Annotated in this window: 8 protein-coding genes; all 8 read right to left on the bottom strand. The window is 51.8% G+C overall.

Going from position 1 to position 23,119, the window contains the following annotated elements; translation table 11 throughout:
* Positions 1 to 119 precede the first annotated feature (119 nt).
* The 8 genes from R50912_RS11325 to R50912_RS11290 all read right to left on the bottom strand — a co-directional run bounded on the left by R50912_RS11325 (position 120) and on the right by R50912_RS11290 (position 23,098).
* Positions 120 to 1,073, bottom strand: a complete 954-nt coding sequence (locus R50912_RS11325; protein WP_042234877.1) for a radical SAM protein — start codon at positions 1,071 to 1,073, stop codon at positions 120 to 122.
* Positions 1,074 to 1,351: 278 nt separating this feature from the next.
* Positions 1,352 to 2,602, bottom strand: coding sequence for a stalk domain-containing protein (locus tag R50912_RS11320; protein WP_042234874.1), 1,251 nt, complete (start codon positions 2,600 to 2,602; stop codon positions 1,352 to 1,354).
* 173 nt (positions 2,603 to 2,775) lie between these two features.
* Positions 2,776 to 3,735 (bottom strand): nucleoside hydrolase, encoded by a 960-nt coding sequence (locus tag R50912_RS11315; RefSeq protein WP_042234872.1) that lies wholly within the window; start codon positions 3,733 to 3,735, stop codon positions 2,776 to 2,778.
* 265 nt (positions 3,736 to 4,000) lie between these two features.
* On the bottom strand, positions 4,001 to 5,182 hold the full coding sequence (locus tag R50912_RS11310) for a MalY/PatB family protein (RefSeq protein ID WP_042234870.1): 1,182 nt from the start codon (positions 5,180 to 5,182) through the stop codon (positions 4,001 to 4,003).
* Positions 5,183 to 5,264: 82 nt separating this feature from the next.
* On the bottom strand, positions 5,265 to 5,627 hold the full coding sequence (locus R50912_RS11305; RefSeq protein ID WP_052416226.1) for a LytR/AlgR family response regulator transcription factor: 363 nt from the start codon (positions 5,625 to 5,627) through the stop codon (positions 5,265 to 5,267).
* Between the two features lie 160 nt (positions 5,628 to 5,787).
* The gene (locus R50912_RS11300; RefSeq protein WP_042234869.1) at positions 5,788 to 6,477 is read right to left on the bottom strand and encodes a S1 family peptidase; all 690 of its coding nucleotides are present in this window, start codon (positions 6,475 to 6,477) and stop codon (positions 5,788 to 5,790) included.
* A gap of 31 nt (positions 6,478 to 6,508) precedes the next feature.
* Positions 6,509 to 15,226, bottom strand: a complete 8,718-nt coding sequence (locus R50912_RS11295; RefSeq protein WP_042234867.1) for a chitobiase/beta-hexosaminidase C-terminal domain-containing protein — start codon at positions 15,224 to 15,226, stop codon at positions 6,509 to 6,511.
* Positions 15,227 to 15,307: 81 nt separating this feature from the next.
* Positions 15,308 to 23,098, bottom strand: coding sequence for an S-layer homology domain-containing protein (locus tag R50912_RS11290; protein ID WP_042234866.1), 7,791 nt, complete (start codon positions 23,096 to 23,098; stop codon positions 15,308 to 15,310).
* Positions 23,099 to 23,119: the final 21 nt, after the last annotated feature.

The following is a 23,119-nucleotide window of genomic DNA, read 5'->3' as shown; positions in this document are numbered from 1 at the left end:
CTCCCAGTTCATATGTGACCAGCAAAAAGACAGGACCACAGCGGTTGGGCTGCAATCCTGCCTGATATAATGCACAATAATAAGTTCCGCTCATAATCTCTTCTGCTGCAGCGTCCGGACTATACCCCTTGCGGGAAAAGCGCATCCAGCGCCGGGCAAGGCCGCTTCTCCAGATACTTTTCGAGCGGTGCAGGCATATTGCTGTACAGATCCTTCAGCGAGGTGCCGCTGTAAATATTGCCGATAATAACCGGGTGGCATAGCTCAGAGATCAGAATATCGCCATTGCCGTGCAGGTGAAGCTGCTTCATGCCCTCAATGCAGTGCGGGAAGTAGACACCCGGCTGTTCCTCGAAGCCCATGGCCTCCATGAACCGGTCCATACATGTGAAATAGAGTGTGGTATCCGCCGGTTTACGGGCAATCAGCTCGTTCACGGCATTCTTCAGCTGTTCCCGGGCCGCGATCGCTTTCCAGCCGGTATGCCCCATAATAATGCTGTTCTGGATCTCATGCGTTCTTACGCCCATGGAATAGACATGATCGCTGATCTCGCGCATATTGTCCTGCGTTTCGTTGAACAGCAGCGTTTCCAGTACCACATTCACATTTGTTTTGGCGAACATCGTGATGTTCTCTCTGATTTTGGTATAAACGCTTGTGTGGATATTGTAATAAGCAGAGAATGCTTCGGCAGTAGTGAAATTGAAGGAAATATGTATCGTAGTCAGGCCTGCATCCACCAGCTGCCCGATCCGCTCTTCATTCAGCAGGCTGCCGTTAGAGTTCAGCTGGGTCTGAATCCCGCGAGAGGTGCAGTAAGCCACAATATCCACGCAATCCTGGAACTTCAGCGTCACCTCACCGCCCGAGAGGCGCACACGCTTCAGATTCGGCAGCTCCTCCAGAATGCGAATAACCTCCTTGCCGTTAATGCTCTGTCCATCATTTCTATTGTAAGCGCAGCAGTAATCGCAGCGGAAATTGCAGTTCGAGGTAACCCCGACTTCCAGCCCTTCCAGCTCATAAGTCATCGGTTTATCCAGTTCCAGTGCTTTGTATTTCGTACTCATGCTCTATAGTCCTCCTATATTTAGAACCGTCAATTTAAAGGTCAACCTTTAAAATTATACAGGTTCCCCCGTCAGCTTAATGTGACATTTGATATCGCCAGCCCGAATATACAAGATACTGCATAATAAACAGAAACCTGAGGAGGACTCAAATAAGGAACCCCATACATTCATATGTTCATCAAATAGACTGCCGTGTGGTCAGTATCACCATACGGCAGTCTCCCTTCAGCCAGATTTATTTATAGCTACCATTGCATGAATACTAGCAGCACATTCTACAATTCTACCGATTCTCCCATTCTGCTGAACACCGGCTGGCCAATGAGACCCAGTCGCCAGATGGCAATTCCTTTGAGACCGTAACGCTTGGCCAGGCCAATCTTCGCGTTAACGGAGGAATCATTCTCGCTGAATACTGAAATGCCGAGAATTAGCTTGTCTTTGCTGACCTGCTGCAGGGCAAGCCGGATACCTTCATCCACTTTATCCATCGGCTCCGGCCCCTTCTCGCCCTCGTAGGCGTAGGCCATAATGACCAGATCGTCAGCGAGCGAAGCAAGCGTTTTGTAATCATAGCCTTTGTAGGAGCTGTTGAGCGGATGCAGAATCACCGTCAGCTTCAGACTGGCAGCGCGTGCGGCCACGGAGAGATTTTTGACAAAAGCATTATACTGGCTCTGCACAAGCGCCTTATCTCCGGTCAAGCCCAGTCCTTCCAGATCCAGTCCGATGCCCTGAAATCCCTTCTGCGAGGCCAGGTCCACGATGCTGGCGATGGTCTGCTGCTGCAGCTGCGGGTCCGTCAGATTCTTGCTCAGTTCCAGAGCAGAGTCACTAGAGTAGACCATCAGATACGGGGCTGTACCTCCCGCTGCTGCATTCTGGACAATGGATTCCGGCGTCACCTCTCCTGCTGCCTCAGGCCACCAGAAATCCTTACCGGTTGTGGTGAATTGTCCGGCCGGGTCAATCCGGCTCCAGCCGAAGGCTACTGCATCAAAGCTTGGAATCAGCGACACTTCGCTGTAGGCCTTCTGCGCGTAGAATCCCAAGGTATACAAATCCCGCTTGGGAGATGTAATCGATACGGTCTTGGCCGCCTGATTCCAGGAAGCAACCGCCCCAAACTGCTGGCTGAAGAACTTGAGCGGAATCATCGTTGTCCCGCGGATATTCTGTGGCGCTACGTCGAGCTTCACTACGGTCCCGTTCACAGAAGCGTTTTTGCTACCCAGGGTTAGGATAACTTTTGCCGGAGCTGCTTCAGCAGCAGACTTCTGCGTCGCGGTAATCTGGCGGGCCGCCTGATTCCATTCCACCTCAATGCCCAACGCCTCAGAGATCGCACGGAAGGGTACCATTGTCGTTCCGCTCATGACTACAGGTTCTACCGGAAAAGGCAGCGGATATCCGTCCAGCAGAATGCTGACACCGCCTGGTGCCGCCTGTGCAGCACTTCCAGGAAGTGCTGTGTAGCTCCCCAGTGAGATCGCTGCGCATAATACTATTTTAGCAAGATGCTTCATTAATTAATTCCCCATTCTCTTATAGATAGATTATGAATCTCTCAATCTTACATCCCCTACCATTTTACCAAACCAGGTAATTATAGCAAATTAAGAGATTGTAACTATTGGGAGATTCATATGTCTGCTAGCTATAAAAGACGGGTAGCTGAAGCTGAATTCGGTTCCTCCATTCACATAAACGCGCTCAAAAAGACACCAACCGCCCGTTCAGCCTCTACATCCACCGCCACTTCGATGAAATGTCCGACCTTGGGCTGCGGCCGCAAATCTGCCACGACCATACCGGAGGTGAATTCTCCCTGGTGCTCCACACGGACCTTCATCCGGCGCGTAGTCACCAGATCTGGCTGCACTGCGGCCATCAGGGCCAGCGGATCATGCAGCGGCGCACTGTTGATCAGATAATTGGCTTCCCGGTAAAACTTGAAATAGTATTCGAGTGACTCCTCCATGAAGTCTATGATGGACTTGTTCTCTTCGCGCCCATGGCGCTTCAACAGCTCAAGATGCTCTGATGTGATCCGTGTCTGCAGTGTAACATCCAGCCCGATCATCAGCACAGGCAGGCCAGAGGTGAATACACGGTCAGCTGCTTCGGGGTCGCCCCACAGATTCGCTTCGGCCACCGGAGTCACATTGCCCGGCTTAAAGACCGTGCCGCCCATGACCACTACCTTCTTCAGCTTGGAGGTCAATTGCGGGTCCAAATCCAGCGCGAGCGACAGATTGGTCAACCGTCCGAGCGTTACCAGTACAATCTCACCCGGGTTCTCATCCGCCATCCGCGCTATGAACTCCGCCGCTGTCTCCTGCACCGGCACTTGCCCGGAAGGGGGAAGCTCAACGCCGCCAATCCCATTCTCCCCATGCACATGGGTTGAGAAGCCTGTCAGTTCGCGCACCAGTGCCTTGGACGCTCCAAGCGCTACCGGGATGTCGTATCCGGGATCTGCGAGTGTAAGCAGCCGCAAGGTATTATCCGCCGCCTGCTTCACATCAATATTGCCAAACACCGTCGTTATCCCCTCAACCACCACTTCCGGTGTGCGTAGGGCATATAGAATAGCCAAAGCATCGTCTATTCCTGTATCACAATCAATAACCATCCGGGTTGTATTGCTGCTACTCATCTCTATCTCTCCCACTCTCTATATATACTTACTCTATCAGCCGTACTGCCCATCTTAACACGGCTCTGCACTCTGCTCAATAAGTGGTTGTGGTTGATGCGCATGCCGGGAAGGGTCAGCAATGGAGTGTTCACCGCGAGGTTGGTGGGACACCATCTACCTTCTCAGACAGCAGTATAACAAGAAATCCGCTACCTCTAAGGGCGCGGATTTCTTGATCGCTGTAAATGTTTTAATATAGCTTCTAATTTACGGTACGCTACCTTTATTGCTGAACATATGGAGCAGCAGCCTGAGTGAACCGCTCCAGCGCTTCGGCAAGAATGGAACGCGGACAGGCCAGATTAATACGCAGATGGCCTTGGCCTTCCGTTCCGAAGACAGAGCCTTCATTAAAAGCCACCTTGGCCTCACGGTACATCAGCTTCTTAAGTCCGTCCGCATCCAGCCCCAGGGCCCGGCAATCGATCCACAGCAGATAGGTGGCTTCAGGCTTCATCGGCTTCACCTGCGGCAGATGCTCTGCGAGGTAGCTGATGGCATACCCGGCATTGCCGCTGACATGCTGCACCAGCTCATCCAGCCATTCTCCGCCTTCATTGTAAGCCGCCTCAACCGCCTCCGGCGTGAAGAATGCCGACATATGCAGGCTGAGTGCCTTGAGCTTATAGTCAAATTTACGTTTCAGCTCCGGGTTCGAGGTTACGATATACGAGGTTTGCAGGCCCGGCAGATTGAAGGTCTTGGTCGCAGCCAGTGTAGTCAGTGTAATATCCGACAGCTCCGGTGACAGGGAAGCAAACGGGATATGCTTGTAACCCGGCATCGCCATATCGCAGTGAATCTCATCCGAAATTACCGTCACACCATACCGCAGGCACAGCTCCCCAAGACGCAGCAGCTCTTCCCGCTCCCACACTCTGCCGCCAGGATTATGCGGACTGCACAGCAGCAGCAGCTTGGCGCCGCCGGCCATCAGCTCTTCTAGCTGGATATAATCCATAACATAATGGCCTTCTTCGAGCTTCAGCGGGTTGATCGCCACCTTGCGGTCATTCATCCGGATCACATCATAGAAAGGATAGTAGACCGGCGACTGCAGAATCACCTGATCTCCCGGCTGGCTGAACAGCTCTACGGACAGGCTGAGCGAGGTCACAATTCCCGGGGAATCGGTAATCCATTCCTTCTGAATCTCCCAGTTATGACGGCTGCGGTACCACCCGGCAATCGCCTCCTTGTAGGAGTCACTCGTCACACTATAGCCGTACACCCCTTCCTGTACACGGCGCAGAATCGCTTCCTTCACGGCAGGAGGGCTCTCAAAGTCCATATCCGCGACCCAAAGCGGAAGAATCTCCTTGTCTCCGAACAGCTTCTCGGACTGGTCCCATTTGTATGAGCGGGTATTGCGGCGGTCAATGATACGGTTAAAATCGTACTTCAACTAAAATCACCCCATCCTTTCTGCTTGTCCGTTTATTGTAACATGGAGAGAGTCTTCCGGCATCCTGATTCAGTCTGGCGCTTCAGCTTCCCTTATGCAGCCGCTCGAGTGACTGGCCCAGCCGGACCTCCTCCAGCGGCTTCAGCATATAATCCACAATGTCTTGGTCGAAGGCCCATAGGGCATGCTGTTTGCTCTCGGTGACAATCACAATTTGAATATCAGGCAGCTTCTTTTTTACCCGTTCGGCTACAATTATTCCTTGCTGGCCGGGCAGCTGAAGATCCAGAAACAGCACATCCGGCTGCAGCAGAACAATTTTGTCCACGACGTTCTCGGGATAGGCTGACATGCCAATTACATTCACTTTACCTGTATGCTGCAGCATGGAAGACAGCTTATAAAGATCCTTCTGGTTCATATCCAGCAGAAATGCCTTAATCACTCGGGTTCCTCCTCCTTCCGGACGGGTGAATTACGCAGTCTATCGGTACAGGCTTCTAAAAAAAGTGCTGTCCCCCGTTTGCTCCAAACGTCAGAGGACAGCCATTGTTATTCTTATTTTGCAGCCTTCATTGTTGTCTGAGCTGCTTCTGAAATGAACTCTACTTGAAGGTTGCCGGCAGCAGGCTGCGCAGATCCTCCATATTTACAACCAGATGAATGTTGTTCATGGTCCGCAGCGAACCGGAGATAATTCCGGCAAGCTGGCCATGCGTATCCAGCAGTGGTCCTCCGGACATCCCGCTTGCCACCTGGGCCGAAGTCAGAATCCGGCTTCTTCCATTGATCGCCGCAGCAGGCGTGTTGACAATCCCCTCGGTGATAATCGCTGTATTCTTAAGCGGATAGCCCAGTGCGAATACAGCTTCTCCATGCTTCAGGACGTCCTTACGCAGCGGAAGATAAGCATACGCATTGCCCTTCTGCTTCATAGCAGCAGGACTTGGCAATTCAAGAACAGCCACATCCTTAAGCTCATCGAATTTCGTGACTTTGATCGGACTGATAATACTACCATCCGCCATCACCCCTTCCATCCGCTCCGCACCTTTGACCACGTGATACGCCGTTGCCGCTGTTCCGGCCGGAGACAGGATAATTCCTGTCCCCGTGGAACTTGCGGTGCCGTCACTTTTGAGTACCCGCAGATAGAACATGGCTTCATTCGCAATTCCGTAGCTCTGTTCAGCGTTATACACACTTGGTGTATCGGCGCTCGTAGTGCCTGAATAGAAGAGCACTGCCGAGATCAATGAGAAGATCAGGCTTACGGCAAGCAGTTTTGATTTCATCCGCCAATCTCCTTCATAAAAGAATTACAAATTATTGCACAACCGACATGATATCTTTGTAAGCCCAGTGGGTTGCCTGAAGATCCTTGAAGCGTACTGCTGTTACAGTCAACTTCTTCGTACCGGCAATCCGGTTGATCAGCACTACAGCCTGAGCACGGGTAATCGGTGATCCCGGTTTAAATGTGCCGTCAGGGAAGCCTTGTACATAACCTGCTTTGGACAGGGCATTCACATAATTCTCTGACCAGTGGCCCTTCAGATCCGACTGCTTCGTAACTCCGGTATCTGTAACGTCCAGCTTCAGCACTGTAGTCATGATCTTGGAGAACTCGGCTCGCGTCAAGCCCTTCGCTCCGCCGAAGCCGCCGTCCGGATAACCTTCAATAATTCCTGCCGAAGCGAAGAATCCGGTCAAAGCCTCGTTGCCTGCACTTACATCATTGAACAGGTTTCCTACATTCACCTCTTCCATATCCAGCAGCGGAGCAAGGGATTGGATCAGCTCATATCTGGTAATGGCTGCATTTGGCATAAACAACCCATTCGGATAAGCAGCAATGTACTTAATTTCTCCAGCATTGCTCTTCAGGCTGTACTTGGCATTCTCCACCACATACTCGATGGTAGTGACAGTATCGTCCTTATCTGTGGTCGCTTTGATCGTCATGGTCTTGGTAATCAACAGCTCACCGGTGTATTTCATGCTGTTTAATGTCGGTGTGCTTCCGTCCGTTGTATAGTAGATCGTCTGCCCTTCTGGAGCTGTAAGCTTCAGCTTGCTGTTCTTGGTGATTTTGACTGGAGCTTCACTGTCTCCATTCACTGTCGATCCGCCTGCAATAGCCGTAATCACTGGGGTTGCTGGCTTAGGTGTTGGACTCGGAGCCGGAACAACAGGTCCAGGACCCCCGGAGCCTGGACCAGAACCAGGTCCAGGATTAGGTACTACAAGCGTCCAGGTCCAGGTTGCAGCCGGACTGTATTCCTTGCCTGGTACAATAGTGATAGCTTTAACCGTCGAAGTGCTCTTAAGAACGATAGCTCCGTTGTACAGCATTGATGCTTCGGTAGGATTCGTACCGTCCAGTGTATAGTAGATACTTCCTCCCTGCTCGCCTGTTGCAAGTTCCACCTTCACTTCACTGGTGAAATTCTTATCCTCAGATGTTGCAGTTGGTACAACTGCCGAGCCCGGGTATTGCAGTGCAGCCGCATTAACTGTAATGCTTCTGCTCTGTCCTCCGGCTGTTGCCTTCAGTACTGCACTGCCCCCCTGTTTCAAGCTTCCTGCAGCCCCGTTCACATCAGCCTTGGACGGATCTGCACTCCATACCAGGGCTCCGCTGCCGCTCAAGCTGAATCCCGAACCTACACGATTAATCAGATCCTGCGGGTTCAGTATTACAGCCGCAGAAGCAAGAGTTCCTTCGTCTGTTCCGTTAAAGGCCAGAAGTACCGGATAGAATGTGTTCTGTGCTGTCCAGATTCCGGCATCCAGACCAGCAGGTAGATTCTTGCGGGTCAGTTCTGTGCCAAGCAGCCCCATTGCACTACTGCTGTTGCCAGCTACTGCTTGACCAGCCAGATTGTAGAACGCAATATTATTCTTCAGCATTTGTCTGTTGAACAAGGATTGGCTGATGGTTGCATGATCTGACTTCTGTCCGGCAATCCCTCCGAAGAAGGCCTGCAGCGGAAGGATTTTGCCTTTCACTCCAGCTTTCACTTCTCCGGTATTCAGGGAAGAAGTAATCGCTCCGCTCTCCGCCAGACCGGCGATACCGCCTGCCCATGCTGTAGACATTCCTTCTGCGTAAATAGTCCCGGCAGAATAGCTGTTCTTGATCTCTCCCGCGTTCAGACCGCTGATTCCTCCGGCTATGGCCTGGGCTGAAGCCACATGAATATCACTATAGGACATCGATTCGGTAATTATGCCTTCCGCACTGTTCTCGCCGGCGATGCCGCCGGTTGCCAGTGTGGCAGTAACATCAATATTGCCTTTGGACACTGCCTGGTGAATCAATCCGGCGTTGCGTCCGGCAATTCCACCTTTACGGCCTTGTCCCGAAAGAGTAACTCCGTCATTAGCTGCCTTCTCAATGAGTCCTTGATTCACACCTGCAGCTCCGCCTGCTGTGGCACTGCCAGCTACAGAACCACTGACGTTAACCTTGCGAATTACTGCATCTGCGTAATTGATCCCTGCAGCAATCCCGGAATTCACTGCGCCGGAAATTTCCGCTCCGGTAAAGTTAACATTCAGAAGCTGACCGTGGTTTTCTTTAATGAATCCAGCTGTCTGCTGCTCTGAGGTATTCAGTGAAAGTCCGCTAATCGTATGGCCTTGACCGTCAAATACTCCCTTAAAGCTGTCGAAAGCGGTCCAAGTGCTTCCGGCAAGATTAATGTCCGCCCCAAGCAGGATGGTTATCAGCTCCGGTTTGTCGTCAGCTGTTCTATTGAACAGCTTGTAATAATTCAGACCTGTCTCGTTATAGAACATGACTGCACCCGAGAGCTGCAGCGGAGTCTGGACCGTGATTGTTCCGTCTGTCAGATCGTTCAGGAAGGAGGTATCATAATCCATAATCCATGTGCCTGAGCTGAGCGGATTAACCGCTGCTGAACTCACAGCGCCAGCTGCCGCACCTGCATTGTGGCCTATAGCCTTCAGTCCTGACGTCAGCGTACCTGTCGTATACGACGAACCGGAAATTTTGCCGTCCCGGAAGTTATAGCCGACCAGTGCGCCTGTAGAGACGTTATTGCCTGCTACATTAACGGAAATCTCCGGAACATTGGCATAGACGCCTGTCAGAGTCCCGTCATTATATCCGGCAAAGCCACCATTGTAAGAACGGGTCGAAGACTTCACTCCGACTGTAGAAATCTTGTTCTGCAATGCGTAAGAATTGCTGATGCTGCCGCTTCTCTCCACCGCTGCTGCGAAACCGCCGCTACGTGTGTCGAAGCCGGTATTGCTGATATCACCGGAAGCATAAGAGTCCGAAATCGAATAATGATCTACTGAACCTGCGAAGCCGCCGACATAAGAGCCTAATCTGCCGCTGACATTCTGCTTGCCTGCTGCATAGGATTTCTGAATTTGTCCTGCAAGCGTACCGTTATCACCCAGAAGTCCGGCAAAGCCGCCCGCATAGATGGTATTGTCCTGATTGGTATCAGTGATTTGTACCGGAATATCCGTATGGGTATACGTAATTTTTACAGTATCCCCCATACCGATTACCCCGCCGGCATGTGTCGCCGGTACAGATTGACCCAGTGTTAACGCTGTGCCAACCGTCAAAGCTTGTCCAGATCCGGCGATCACCTTGCTGTAATGAATTTCGCCGCCTGATCCCCAGCCGACCAGCCCGCCGGTATTATACACTCTGCTGGTATCCGCATGCAGACCGGTCTTCACGATGGTATCTACAATGATACCGCTGCTGTATCCAGCAACTCCGCCTGCATTCACCGTGTTGCCGCCGGTTACATTCAGCCCGGAAGCAACCTCTGAACTATAAATTGAGGCATTGTCGTTCTTGCCTGCCACACCGCCCACATAGAGATCAGCACTATTGTCTGCTCCAGTGACCGTTATCTTGCCGCTTTGAACTTTGGCAATGTAAATGCCGCTGTACAGCGGATAGGCTTTGCCGAAATCAAAGCCCTGGTCGATATCATCCGCAGAGACCATTCCGGCAATCCCGCCGACTACTGCATCGCCGTTCTTCGCTGCAACCTGAAGATCAGGTGATGCATCCGCATGGTACAGGATAGAATTCACACTCTCTCCCAGGATACCTCCGGCAGTGATGGCTTCACCTGCGGCCTGCAAAGAAGCATTGAACCGGACATCATGGATCGCCGTATGGACAGCCGATCCGGCAATCCCCCCGATAACAGCCTTCAGGCTGTCACCCGCAGTAGACAGCTTCACGCCTTCAACTGCTGCATGTTCAATGTCAAAGCTGTTTCCTGGGTCAATGGACCGGGCCAACATTCCGCCCAGCTTGCCTTCTTTAACGCCCACAACACCACCGGCAGTACCGTTGGCGGTCAACTGCACACCGCTTCCGAAGCCTGTCACTGTGATATTGCTGATGCTGTTTCCGGCATCCGATTGGCCGATGATGCCGCCGAGAATCGAGCCGAGTCCGCGTGCTTCAAGCGTTCCGTCAGCGAAGGACAGCGTAATATCCTTCGCCTGGCCCGAGGTGAATTGGCCAATGAGTCCGCCGACAGTGGATTCCATTCCCGTAGCCGAAACCCGGTAACGTGAATTCACTTCATGCTCAAGACCTGTTACATCACCCGTCTGGACTCCGATAAGCCCGCCGACAATCGCATGGTCAGCAGCGCTGCCTGTGCTTCCGTCTATATCCTTAATGGTATAAGTCCCGGTTGTGAAATCTGCTGTATTCTCACCGATTAATCCACCGGCAACGCCGTGGTCAGCAACCGTCTCAATCCGGCTTCCGCCGTCCAGCGTAAGGTGGAGTCCGGTGATACTGCCTGAGTTGCTGCCGATCATCCCCCCGACAATTCCGCCGCTGACCTTCACGCCGCCAAGCAGCTTAAGGTCCACATTGTTCACTGTACCCAGGTTCATCCCGGCAAGGACTCCGGTGTACTGGTTGCCCGCAACAGAGAGCGGCTCCAGATTGATATTCTGAACGATCGCCTTCGTACCAATGACTCCGAACAATCCGGAATGAGTGTACACCGGCTGCAAGGTTAAGCCATCGATCAAGTGATTGTTTCCTTCGAAGGTTCCTTCAAAAGGATTGATTACCTTGTTGCCGATCGGAACCCACTGCTTGGACTGGATATGGATCGGATTCATGATCGTCACCGTTCTGTCCGTGAAGTCGAATTTGTCCGCACCGGCAATCGTGCCGTTGACAATCGCTGCCAGACCGGCAAGCTCTGCTTCCGTAGTAATCTGGAAGCTGATAGCATCCTTATCCTTCATGTACCAGTTGATATTGGCATTGACATCATTACCGATATCACCACCGGTATTCGCTGCACGGTTTACTTCAGGATACTGGTAAACTGCGTTTAGCGAGCCGTATTTCCACGCGCCTTCAAAGTCCCAGCCTGACAAGCCAGGGAAGACCGTTCTATCCTTCAGCGTTTCGGAGAGGATCGTAGTCAGCCGCACATGCACATTCAGCCAGCGGTGATTGCCCTCTGCGAAATCTGGCAGGTCAGAGTTGATGTTGAGCGCTTCATCTTTAATGTAATAAGACTTGTAGAGCAGCTCTTTGCTTGCATTGTCATACCGTCCGGCGAAGCCGCCGGCATAAGCGCCCGAACCAGCAGTAACTTGCGCCGCCGAGTATACATTGTTCACTTTACCGTTAGTTATTCTGCCGATGAAGCCGCCAACGTAAGAATTGGCTTTGGCAGCTGCTACACTTTTGGCTACATAAGAGTTCTTGATGGTACCGCCGGAGTGTTCCCCGACCAGACCGCCGACATTCGTATATACACCGTTTGCCGTAACCTTGGAGGAGGTATAAGATTGCTCCACCGTACCGGCTGTGTTTCTGCCGATCAGCCCGCCCAGGTAGACCGATCCGCTTGCTGTTCCTGTTGCATTGCCTGTAACGTCGATATCTACATAGGAGCCGAGAACTGCCCCTGCATTCTCACCTACCAGTCCGCCACCCAGGGTGCCTACACCCTCGATGGTCAAGTTGGCATTGGAATACGTATAATAGAGAGTTCCTGTTGCCGTGTTCACCCCGGCCAAACCGCCGATGATAGAAGAATTGCCTCTGGAGATTACTGTGATCTTATCAGTAATGCTGTTATTGGCAATCAGAGTGCGGTTCTCACCGACCATCCCGCCCACGATTGAAGTAGGTGAAACAGCGGATACCGTACCGAGTGTACGCGTATTCTGAATCGTACTAACCGCTGTGGCCGGATTCAATACAGGATCAATCGTCTGGGCATCATTCAAGCCCACAATCCCCCCGATATAAGATGAAACCGCTCCGGCGTTAGCCTTCAGATTCAGAGCACTTATATAACTGTTCACAATAATCCCTGAAGAACTACCGTGATTGTACCCTGCAACCCCCCCGGCAGTAGCGCGTGGTGCATTAATCGTCAGATTTACCGTTGTACCTACCAGACGGTCAAGCTTGGAGGCATCATTGTAGCCGACAATACCGCCAATATAGGCATCTGTAGCGGCTGGCGCCACCAGAATCAACATATTTTCCAAATTCACTAGTTTGCTGTCACTGTAGATAACGCTGTTCTCAAGTGTGCCCGCCAAGCCGCCGACAGACGGTTTAGCTGCCTGCGCTTGAATGAACGCCTGCGCGTCATCCGCTGCGTTCACTTCCGGATTATTAATATCCGTAGTTTTCGCAGCCCCTACGATTGCTCCCGCTTTGGATTCCACGGCTGTCAGCGTAATCATCGGGTCATACCCGGGAACATTCAGCACAGCTGACTTCATTCCCGCCCGGTCAGCAGGAGCTGCCGGTCCTTCCGAATGTCCGGCAATCCCGCCGGCTTCAGCACGTACACCATTCGCCTCAATAGACAGCTGGGTAACTGTAGCATTAACCAGTTGACCGGTATTGAGACCGGTATTCCCGCCGAGCACGTTATCCGCACCCGTTGAAGTGATGACTACATTCTCCGCATGATTGAACGGAGCCGCTGCTGCCGAATGGTTCTCACCGAACATTCCGCCAGCTTTTACCGAAGCACCTGTAGCCTTGATTTCAGTACGGCTCGTGTGTCCGTTGAACTGGGCAGCCGAGTTATTCCCTGCGCCACCGCCGAAGCTGACCTTGTCGGCCTTCAGTTCAACCAGCAAATCCTGTACTTCCGCAGGCACGGCGACAGTGCCGATTACCGCATCCGCAGTAAGCTTACCGGCTGCGCCGCCGATGGTATATCCGCTTGTGCCGGCTTCATTCAGGAAGCTGATCCGGGCAACCTTACCGTCAGTCAGAACCAGAGGCTTAGTGTTCACGCCTACAAGTCCGCCGAACGTGATGTTATCCTGGCCGTCTCCCGGAGCGGCCACCACAGCTTTCAGAATTAACGTGCTGTAGCTTGCCGAGGAAGCATCTCCGGCAGTGATGTTGTTCATGGTTCCTTGCGCGTTGCCGGCAATTCCGCCGGCAACCCCGCCTGCAGAAGTTACCTGCAGTGTTGCATATTTAACAGAAGAATCATTCAAGGTACCTTCCAGATAGCCGGCGATTCCCCCGGTCGTGCCATCTGAAGTTATCGCCAGAAGATCGTCTGCGGTTTTGCCGGTTACTGAGGATGTAATCATTCCGCCGGCTTCATACCCTACGATACCGCCGGTGTATACATCCGCTGTACCTTTTACATTCAGAGCACCTTTGGAGGAAGCCTGGCTCATATTCCCGCCGGCATCATAACCCGCAATCCCACCGGTGTATACTGCGGTTCCCCCGTTAACAGAGATAAGCGCTGTATTCTCAAACGCTGCTGCTGTGGCGTTGCTCGTTACCAGTCCGCCTGCAGCATATCCTACAAATCCGCCAGTAAATACATTTTGTGTACCTGTAGCTGTAATCGGCTGCGTGTTGATGTAAGCATGTGTCCAGGTGAATTTGCTAACGGTGTAACCGGCAACTCCTCCTGTGTATACATTCTTCCCGCCGTTATTGACAACCGGAGCGGTATTTACGAACGTAATCCCAACCTCCGGACTGACTACCGTTCCTGTCGCACCCACCAGTGCCCCGGCTGCCGAGCCTTCTGCTGCAGGTGCATTAATCGTAACTGCACCCTTGTTGGTAGTCATGTTAGAGAATACTACGGTATTGCCCACTTTACCGGCAATTCCGCCTGCCACAACCTGGTTTCCGCCAGCGATGGTGACAGAAGCATTATTGATGATTGGAGTGTCTTCATCACTCAGACTAAGCGGTCCTGTAGTATGACCTGCAATCCCGCCTGCGGTGAGAACGGCACTGTCAGTACCTTGTGCGAGAATTGCTCCATTATTGACCACTTTTTTGATGATGATGCCTCTGGATGTGCCATAGCCCAGGATCCCGCCGATATCAGCTGAGCCTTGCGCTGTAATGGTTCCGTTGTTGATAGAGTTAGAGATCATACCTTCGCCCATTCCGACAATTCCGCCCGTGAAGGAGCGGTACGGAGAAGCGTGAGTGCTGATGCTGATATTGTTGGTAATATCGAAAACGATGCTGCTGCCGCTCATTTTACCTACTGCGGAGCCTGCATATACATCATAGGTTACACCTGTGACAGTGATGGAGCCTGTGTCAAAGATTAGGCCGCCTATAGTACCGCCCTCCATGTTACCTACCAATCCCTGGTATGAAAGATTCTCTACTACATTCATCCCGGATATTCTCTTCATCAACCCGCCTTCTGTGATCAATGTTCCCCGGAATGGATGCTCAGCCGTACCTATCGGCACCCACTGATAGTCAGAGAGATTCAAGTTGGTAGTAATTTCCATGATTTTCCCTTGCAGGCCGTTACCCGTGCCTTCGTTGACCAGCTTGGCAACACCTGCAAGTTCCTTTGCATTGTTAATTTTGAAGGTATCATTAGTTGGTACATACCATTTGACATCCGCTTGGCTGTCCCAGGTCTGCGGATCAGCCTTAGCCATGATTCCGCCCGCAACTGCCGCAACGACAACCACTGCCAGCGCTATTAAATACCCTATAATTGATTTCCGCTTCAAAGCCATTTTGACACCACCCGAATAGTATTATGAACTCCCAGCAAAGTGTGCCCGCACTCCACAATAGGCGGTACGGGCACATTCTTGTTATTGCTTGGCTGTAATCAATTGATCAAGTCTGATAGCAATGGCTGCCGCCTGTTCACGCGTAAGCGGACTGGACGGATTCACCTTGTTGCCTTCCCCAAGGATAACGCCGTTCTTGATGCTCATTGCTACTGCTTGTCTTGCCCATGCGGGAACTTTATCTTTATCGGTGAAACCAGCCAGAATTGCTGTTACTTCTGCTTCGCTGATCTCACTGCCTGGGCTGACAAGAGTGAGCAGTCTGCCCAGCATCGTCATGGCTTCCATTCGTGTCAGCGTATCCTGAGGCGCATACTTGCCGCCTTCAAGTCCGGTGACAATACCCAGCTGTGCAGCAATGGACACGCTGCGGTTATACCAGCTGCTGCTGCCGACATCACTGAAGCCTGCAGCAGGTGCCTGCTTGTTCATCAGACCTGCGACGCGCAGCAGAATCGTTGGATACTCTGCTCGGGTCACTTTGCCGGTCGGATCAAAGGTATCTGCAGATTTGCCTAATACGAACAGCTTGGCGGAGGCTGCTGTAATTCCGTCCTTGCCCCAGCCTGCAGGCATATCCTTGAAGTTCTTCTGATTCCGGATGAAGTAGAGGCTGCCTTCTCCGGTCAACTGTACGTTCACTGCCGTACCGCTGCTGTCCAGCTTCCATGGCACAGTAGTCCAGTTACCGGCTGCATCCTTCAGCACGATTGCTGTAATTTCGTTTGCTGCAACCGGCGAAGGAATGGCGATCTTGGCTGCAAGTGCCGGTGTCCAGCTGCCTGCTGGCAGGTTAGCCGTTACCGTAACACCCTGTCCTGCGGCCATAAGCGTGAAGCCCTGCTGATCGGCTATTGTCTTCATGTCCTGCTGATCTGCAGTGCTGCTGCGGCCAATGCCCACCACAAGCTCACCATTCACAGCGGTAAGATTCTCAGGTTCAAGAACCAACCGGCCCATAGGAACCTCGATAGTCACTTTCTTCTTCGCTGCAACGGACTGCTTCACCACATTCTGATCCACATGGATACTGAATGCACGAGCAGCCGGATCTGCGGAACTAACCGTGAGATCGCTGCCCGCTGCGGCCTCTTTATCCGTAATCCGGATTACAGCTGTAAGCCCATTCCATTCAGTGACAACCGGCTGTCCGTTGACAGTTACTTGTGCGGCTGTATCTGGTGCTTGCTCTTCCACTACGCCTGGTGTGGCAGCTCCGCCACCACCGCCGCCACCGCCACCGCCTGTTCCAGCACCGCTGCTGGACCATACAGTTGCTGTAACTTGACCCGCTGCCTTAACCAGCTTATCGGTAGATGTCCGCTTAGCGAGCACGATTACATCACCATAAGAAGCGCTGATTATGCCGTCCAGCGGAAGGAGCGGCCAAGAGCTGACATTATCATCGAAGGCCGGAAGCACAGCGCCGGAACGATAAACCTTGTACGCAATCTGCTGTCCGGTCATATCCCCGGAGGAAGTAATGGTGATCTTGGTGCGGCTGCTGTCTGCATAAACATAAGAAGTGCTGGCTTGAATTGCACCAAGCTTCTCTGGTTTCGGTACGGCTACTGTTGCCGCAACCATGCCTTTGAGCGTTACACCCTCGGACACCTTATACGCTGCTTCAATTAAGCTGGAGCCTGTGGCAAGCGCCGTAACACTGCCATCTGCCGACAAGGACACCGCATCGCCTACAGTAACTGTATAAGTCAGATTCTGCAGATCCTTATCTGCAATTGGCTCATCCTTGAATTTCGGCTTGCCGGTATTCTCGTCCTGTCCATCCGAGACCTTGAGATACGCCTGAACTTTGCCTGTTTGCCCTGGCTCCAGGTCCTTTTCCATTCCCTTCAAAACCAGTGCTACAGGAACCTTGTAACCAGCGTTAGTAATATCCACAACCGCTGTGTTCAGATTCTTTGCCTCATCGGAGGCAACAATGTTAAGTGCCACGGAAGGCTCATCGGATTTGATCTCCACAGTTCCATTAAAGTCCCCCGTCAGCGGGTCCACCTTAAGGGTAGTAGGAATCTCCACTTCCTTGTATTTGCCATCCGGCTGCAATTGGTTCACTGTATATTTCGCTGTCAGCACAGTTCCTGTGGTTGTAGTTCCTGCTACATGAACAGCGCCGTTTGCGGTACGTTCACCCGTTACCGGCTGATCAAGATACAGGACCGGAGCGATCGTATCTACAGTCATATACAGCATAGTGACCGAGATATCCTTGGTCGTCATGTTTCTGGCTCTCAGTTCAAGAGCAAACGGTCCGTCTGTCTGGAACTGGTCGAGATTCAGGACGCCTTGGCTTCCGCCCCCAGCCTTGTTCGTTAAAGCTACCGACCCGATGGACTTCTCAGCATTAAAGACCTCCACCGTCACATTGGACTGGTCTGAAGTGAGCGTCAGCTTCTGCTTCGTTTCACTGGTCAGCAGGTTAATGTAATTTCCCGTATCCTGCACGGTACCAGATCCGCTTGCCATAGTAAGCTTCGGCAGGCTTGGAACCGGCAGCAGCTTCTTGCTGCTGTTCTGGTGCTCGGCATAGTGATAGTTCTGATTCTTGTCCGCATCTTCAGTTGGAACCGTTGCGGCAGTGACACCAATAACATACTCCGTTCCAACCTCCAGACCGGTATACTTCACCTTGGTCACATCCGTAACCGTTCCTTCAAGGCTGGTCGTATTCACTTCATCCGAAGTGGACAGGGCCTTCCAGCCTCCGATCAGAATACCTTCATATTTACCAGTTGCTGCATTCCAGTAAGGCTGAAGTTCTTCTTCGGTGTACAAAATTTCGCCAAATGGAGAATAAGACTCCAGCTTGCCGTTCACTTGGGCCTGTGCATCAATGACGAAGCTATGCTCGTAAGCGTTATGTCCCGCTTTTTTGGCTCCCGGCTTGAAGGAGAGTGAGAACAGTCCGTTACCGGCAGGTACAACAGAGACGCTGCTAACAACCTGCGGTGCAAGCGGATCAATGAGCTCGAATCGCTGCGGTGAAGTCTTGGTGCCGAAGGTTGCACTGGATTTCAGCTCGGCCCGCAGATAGTAGTTGCCTTGTCTGAGCAGCCCGCGGATATCCTCGGGATTGCCCATCAGCGTTACATTCGTTACATCAATTACTGTACTGCCGCTGGTTATGCCACCACTGACAGAGCCGCCTGCACCAACCGGCACATCTTTGGCAATCAGCATCCCTGGATCTCCCGGTGACAGCACCTCTTGCCCTTCCACGATAGTCTTTTCAGTGGTTACCGCATCTTCAGCCAGGTACAGATTCACTGTATCTCCTTCTGCTGCGTTGGCTACTTTCCAGGATGCCGTAAATTTATTGACATTCGAGCTATCCTTCGCGAGATTTACTTCGCTGAGCTGAGGCAGGGTTGGAACATTCATCAGCTTGGTTTCTACTGCCGAGACTGCAGTAAGCGTCCAGGTTCCGCCTTTCTTAGCTTCATTCTCAGGGATAATAAGGTAAGCTCTGCGGATGTCCACTTCAGCATTAAGCTTGGATGGATCCGGTGATACATCACTTGCAGGAATATATTGTGTAAAAGCATTAGCTTTAGGATTAGGCTTGTCCGGATTCGCAAAGGTTTCGAATATCACCGGATAATCCTTGCCCGCTGCGTCCTGCAGCTTAAATTCCGGCATATCCTTACTGCTGTATTCCATTTCGATAATGGCATTACCGGTTGCAGCCCCCATAGGAATCTCATGGATTCTGCCGCCGTTCTTGACCGTAATGCCGCCTACGCCGACATTAACCGATCCATTCTCAACAATTTTCACACCTTCTGCTACTTCACGGTAGATAATCTCCTGATTCTCTTCCTCAGCAGCAGGGGCGGCCGAAGTGGCAAGAGTCTCTACACCTTCACCAATAACCATCAGGCGCGGTCCATTATCGGGATCATCCACTACGAGCTGAATCATACCATCCGGCAGCTGATCGCTTGATGTACCGAACTCTATGCCCCCGCTCCAGTAGTAGGTAATACCCAGCGAGATGAAGAGAATGCCGATACTGCCCCATACCTTATCATTGTTGACCCCGAGGAACATACTGGACAGCGGCATTCCACCGACAACCGGTACACTATTCGGGATCTGTACTTTGGAGCCGATATAGCCTTCAAAGTCAGTGCGGTTCTTCTCCAGATTCTGTCCGACGAAGATCCCCGCCTTACCGATGATGATATCCCAGCCGCCAATATCCATTGCCGCTTCTACGCGCACGAACCATGGAGTCACCCATTGCGCTTCAAGCAGTGCTTTGGTGAGCATCGGGAGCCGATCGTCTTCCTCCGCTTCCGCATCTGCGGAGAAATCCAGCTTGCCTTCGATCTTGAGGCCAGTGCGCTTCACCGTCAGATCCACATCCCCGAAGAAGTACGCCGGGGCTATTCCGAACCGGAGGCCTACGCCTGCTTCAATGGTCAGCGGAAACGGATCCTGATCTGTTCCACCAGCGATGGTATCGGCCAACTCTCTTACAGCTCCACGTACTGCAGTCAGATAAGTCGCACCCGTAACAATGATACCTGGTGAAGGTAATTCTGCTCCGAAGGCGATGACATCCGGAAGGATCCGGCCGTCTTTTACCTTTTTGAGTGAGAATTCAATCTCCACACCCAGCATATTCTTCAGCTGTGCGGCGAATTGCAATCCATACTCATCGCCTACACCACCATCCTGCACGGCATGTTTAATTGTAACCTCACCACTAGGTGCATCTGGTCCTTCTTCTTCATCCGCGTTCTTCTCTTTTTCCGGTCCGAACAAGCCCATCTCCTCGTTTAGATCGAAGCCGAGTGAAGCATCTACGCCATAGAAGCCGGCGCTGTTGAATATTACATTCTTAATTTCTGCGTTTATTATCTTCAGGGACAATGAGCCGCCGAAGGAAATCCCGCTCTCTCTGAGGATGAAATCATTGAAGGAGAAGCCAAAGCCATCAATAGCGAAGCTTGGTGCTCCAAACAGTGACTGTTTATTGAAGTACACATCCCCGATCATGACCTGGCGAAGCGGGTTCAGTCTGTCGCCCACGCCGCCAATGGCCCATTTCAGACTGCCGTTAAGGCTGTCATCTTCCGGGTTGCCTTCATTGCCCTCTTCCTCTTCTTCCTCTTCTTCATCATCCTCCGGTGTTTCCACCTTGGACGGATTGTAATTCTCATCTCCAAGGGATTTGGAGAAGCCGTTGAAGAAATCAAGCGTCCATTCTCCCTTATGGAAGACAAAGCCGCTGCTAGCTACGCTTAGTGTTCCATCACCTTTAATGAACAAGGTATCCAGGAATGGGACATCATCCGGCAGGGAGTTCCCGAAGATATCCAGCTTGCCGCGTACAAAAGCCAGGTCCTTGCCTGTATATGCTACGGCATCATTGATAATTGCCGGTTCAGTTTTGGTATCGACAATGACCTGTTCGTCCTTATTCGAACCTACCTGCTTAATCATGCCTCGGATCGTAACTAGAATCTCACGATCGAATTCCGGTTCTTCCGCCTCCACTTCTTCCTTGAAGGCTTCAAAGTCTTCTTCCGTTGCAAACAATTTATAAGCATACATCGGAGTCTCGGCAAGCGCATCATCATCCATGAATTCACTGATATCAAATTCAGGATCTACCGCCTTGCTCGCTGCTCCGAACAATGCTTTGGTTTTTTTATAATCGGTAACAGCGGAATACAGGAAAGCCCCATCTTCAAACGGCTCACCCGGGAACAGCGAATTCAGCTGATCCAGTAATTCACCCTCTACAGATGACCCGTTTGCCAGGCCGCTGATATCCACAGATTCCCTGTAAACGACCATAATGCCCGCTTCACGGATCCGCGTCTCATCATTATCTGTAACCAGGAAGGATTGCGGGGTAGTAATATCGTAAAGAGCTGCTACTTCCTCGTCGCCTCCGGCATCGCCTTTATAGTCGATCTCAACTGCGTATTCACCAAGCGGCAGCTCAGGTCCCAGTCCGGATTCCAGCACATTGCCGCCTTCATCAACCCGTTCCCCGCCGCGGTAAGTAATCCGCATGGCACCGGAGAAACCATCGTCTGTAGGCTGCATAACCACTGCATCCTGCACATTCACCTTGTACCGGCTTCCGGAGACCAGATCCTTGAGGTACAGGTCAAAGTTCGGTGCTGTGGTTGCATTGCCCGTATTATAGGCTTCAATGTTCGACAGATTCACAGTCAGATATTTCACATCTGAGCTATACAGCTCTGCCGGTGACAGAGCGTATGAATACGTAGCCGTTGCTTCGCCTACCGGCGGCAGCAGAATGAAGTTTGTACGGTTCGACTCATACTGGGCTTTGATGCCTTCATCCTCGATGCCCTCAATCTTGCCCTGCGTTTCCGGGCTTCTCGCGGAAATCATGTAATCCCGCGTTACCGGCCAAGGTCTGCCTTTAGCCTGAACACGGAAAGTCGCAGTGATAGCATCACCCGGCTTGTACTTCGGCTCAATTCCCAGTGCAGCTTCCTCTGGAGAGGCTGACTTTTTGAATTCCAGCATTTTGCTGCGGCCATTCTCCAAGACAGGATTGCCACTTGCGTCCATGACGTCTTTGCCGCTCTCATCCTGCCTGACAAAGCTGAGGCCGCTCTCCAGCGTCATCTCCACTTCGATCTTGGAGTGCTCCATATTGTAGGCCTGCAGATTCTCAACCTCGGCTGTGATCGTGAAGACTCCGTTGTCCTTGTACTTCGAAGGAACCGTCTCTCCTTCTCCCAGATCAGCCGTAGCCAGCTGTTGAACCTGATCCACATAGCGGATCGAGAACACTTTATCCGGAGCGGAAATTTCTCCAAGCCCATAGACAGTCTCGAAGCTCTGGAAGCCTCCGGCTGCCAGCTTCTCCGGTGTCCAATAGAAGGCAACGGCGGAGTCCGCCGTGCCGTAATCATTGGTGTCTCTGGTGAAGTCCAGGTTGGGATGCACTTCATAATCCCATTTCGTATTCGCCAGGCCGTTCCAGTGCCCGACAATCATTTCATCCACAATATTAATGTTCTGTTCGGCAAAGTTATTGAAGCCATAGGCAACGACATTGGTTGCCTGAGGATTAGTCAAATCCAGCTTGTCGCGCATTACCCAGTAAGAAGGAATCTTGAAGTATGCTCTGTCCTCTTCAGGGATTCCGGCATTATCCTCCGGATTATGCACCAGCTTCCGCTCTACCTGCAGCGGTGACTTGTAGGCTGTTCCAATCTGGAACTGCGGCCCGTCGTTTCCGCCGACCATCGTATCCAGCAGGATCCGGCTTCCGATCTGAACCTGCGCATTGCTCCGGTTATTCACTTCATAGCGGATGTTGACATTTCCGGAGTTTACAGCATCCTTGCTGTCGGTGTAGAGCATCAGAATCTGCTTAATCTCTACGCCTTTAATCCTCCAGATCATCTCCAGCTGCTTCGTGCCATTCGAATTCTCTACCACCTTGGGTGTAGTAGTCTCTGAATAATGACTGTTGTCAAACTTGTACTTATTCCCGTAAATATAATCAGTTCCGTCAATCCGGAACGTCGTGAACGACGTTTCCGGATCATCTCCCTGGAACAGCAAGTTTACGTTGTTGTCATTCTTGCGGATGGGCTGGCCATCCAGGGTCCGAATCCCGTAGCGTCCGGTTTCATTATCCACAGTAACCTTAATAAAGTTATTCTCTACAACAGTTGTCTTTGTACTGCTGGCCGCCTCCACAAGCGCATGAAAGCTCTCGGAGGTGGACAGAAATACCATGATTATTGTGAGCATGAGCGCGGTAGCGCGTTTGAGCAGCTTCACCATGTATTCCCCCTGTTTATCTTT

Source organism: Paenibacillus sp. FSL R5-0912 (assembly GCF_000758605.1).
Taxonomy (GTDB): Bacteria; Bacillota; Bacilli; order Paenibacillales; family Paenibacillaceae; genus Paenibacillus_AQ.
This window is presented reverse-complemented; position numbering and strand designations above follow the sequence as displayed.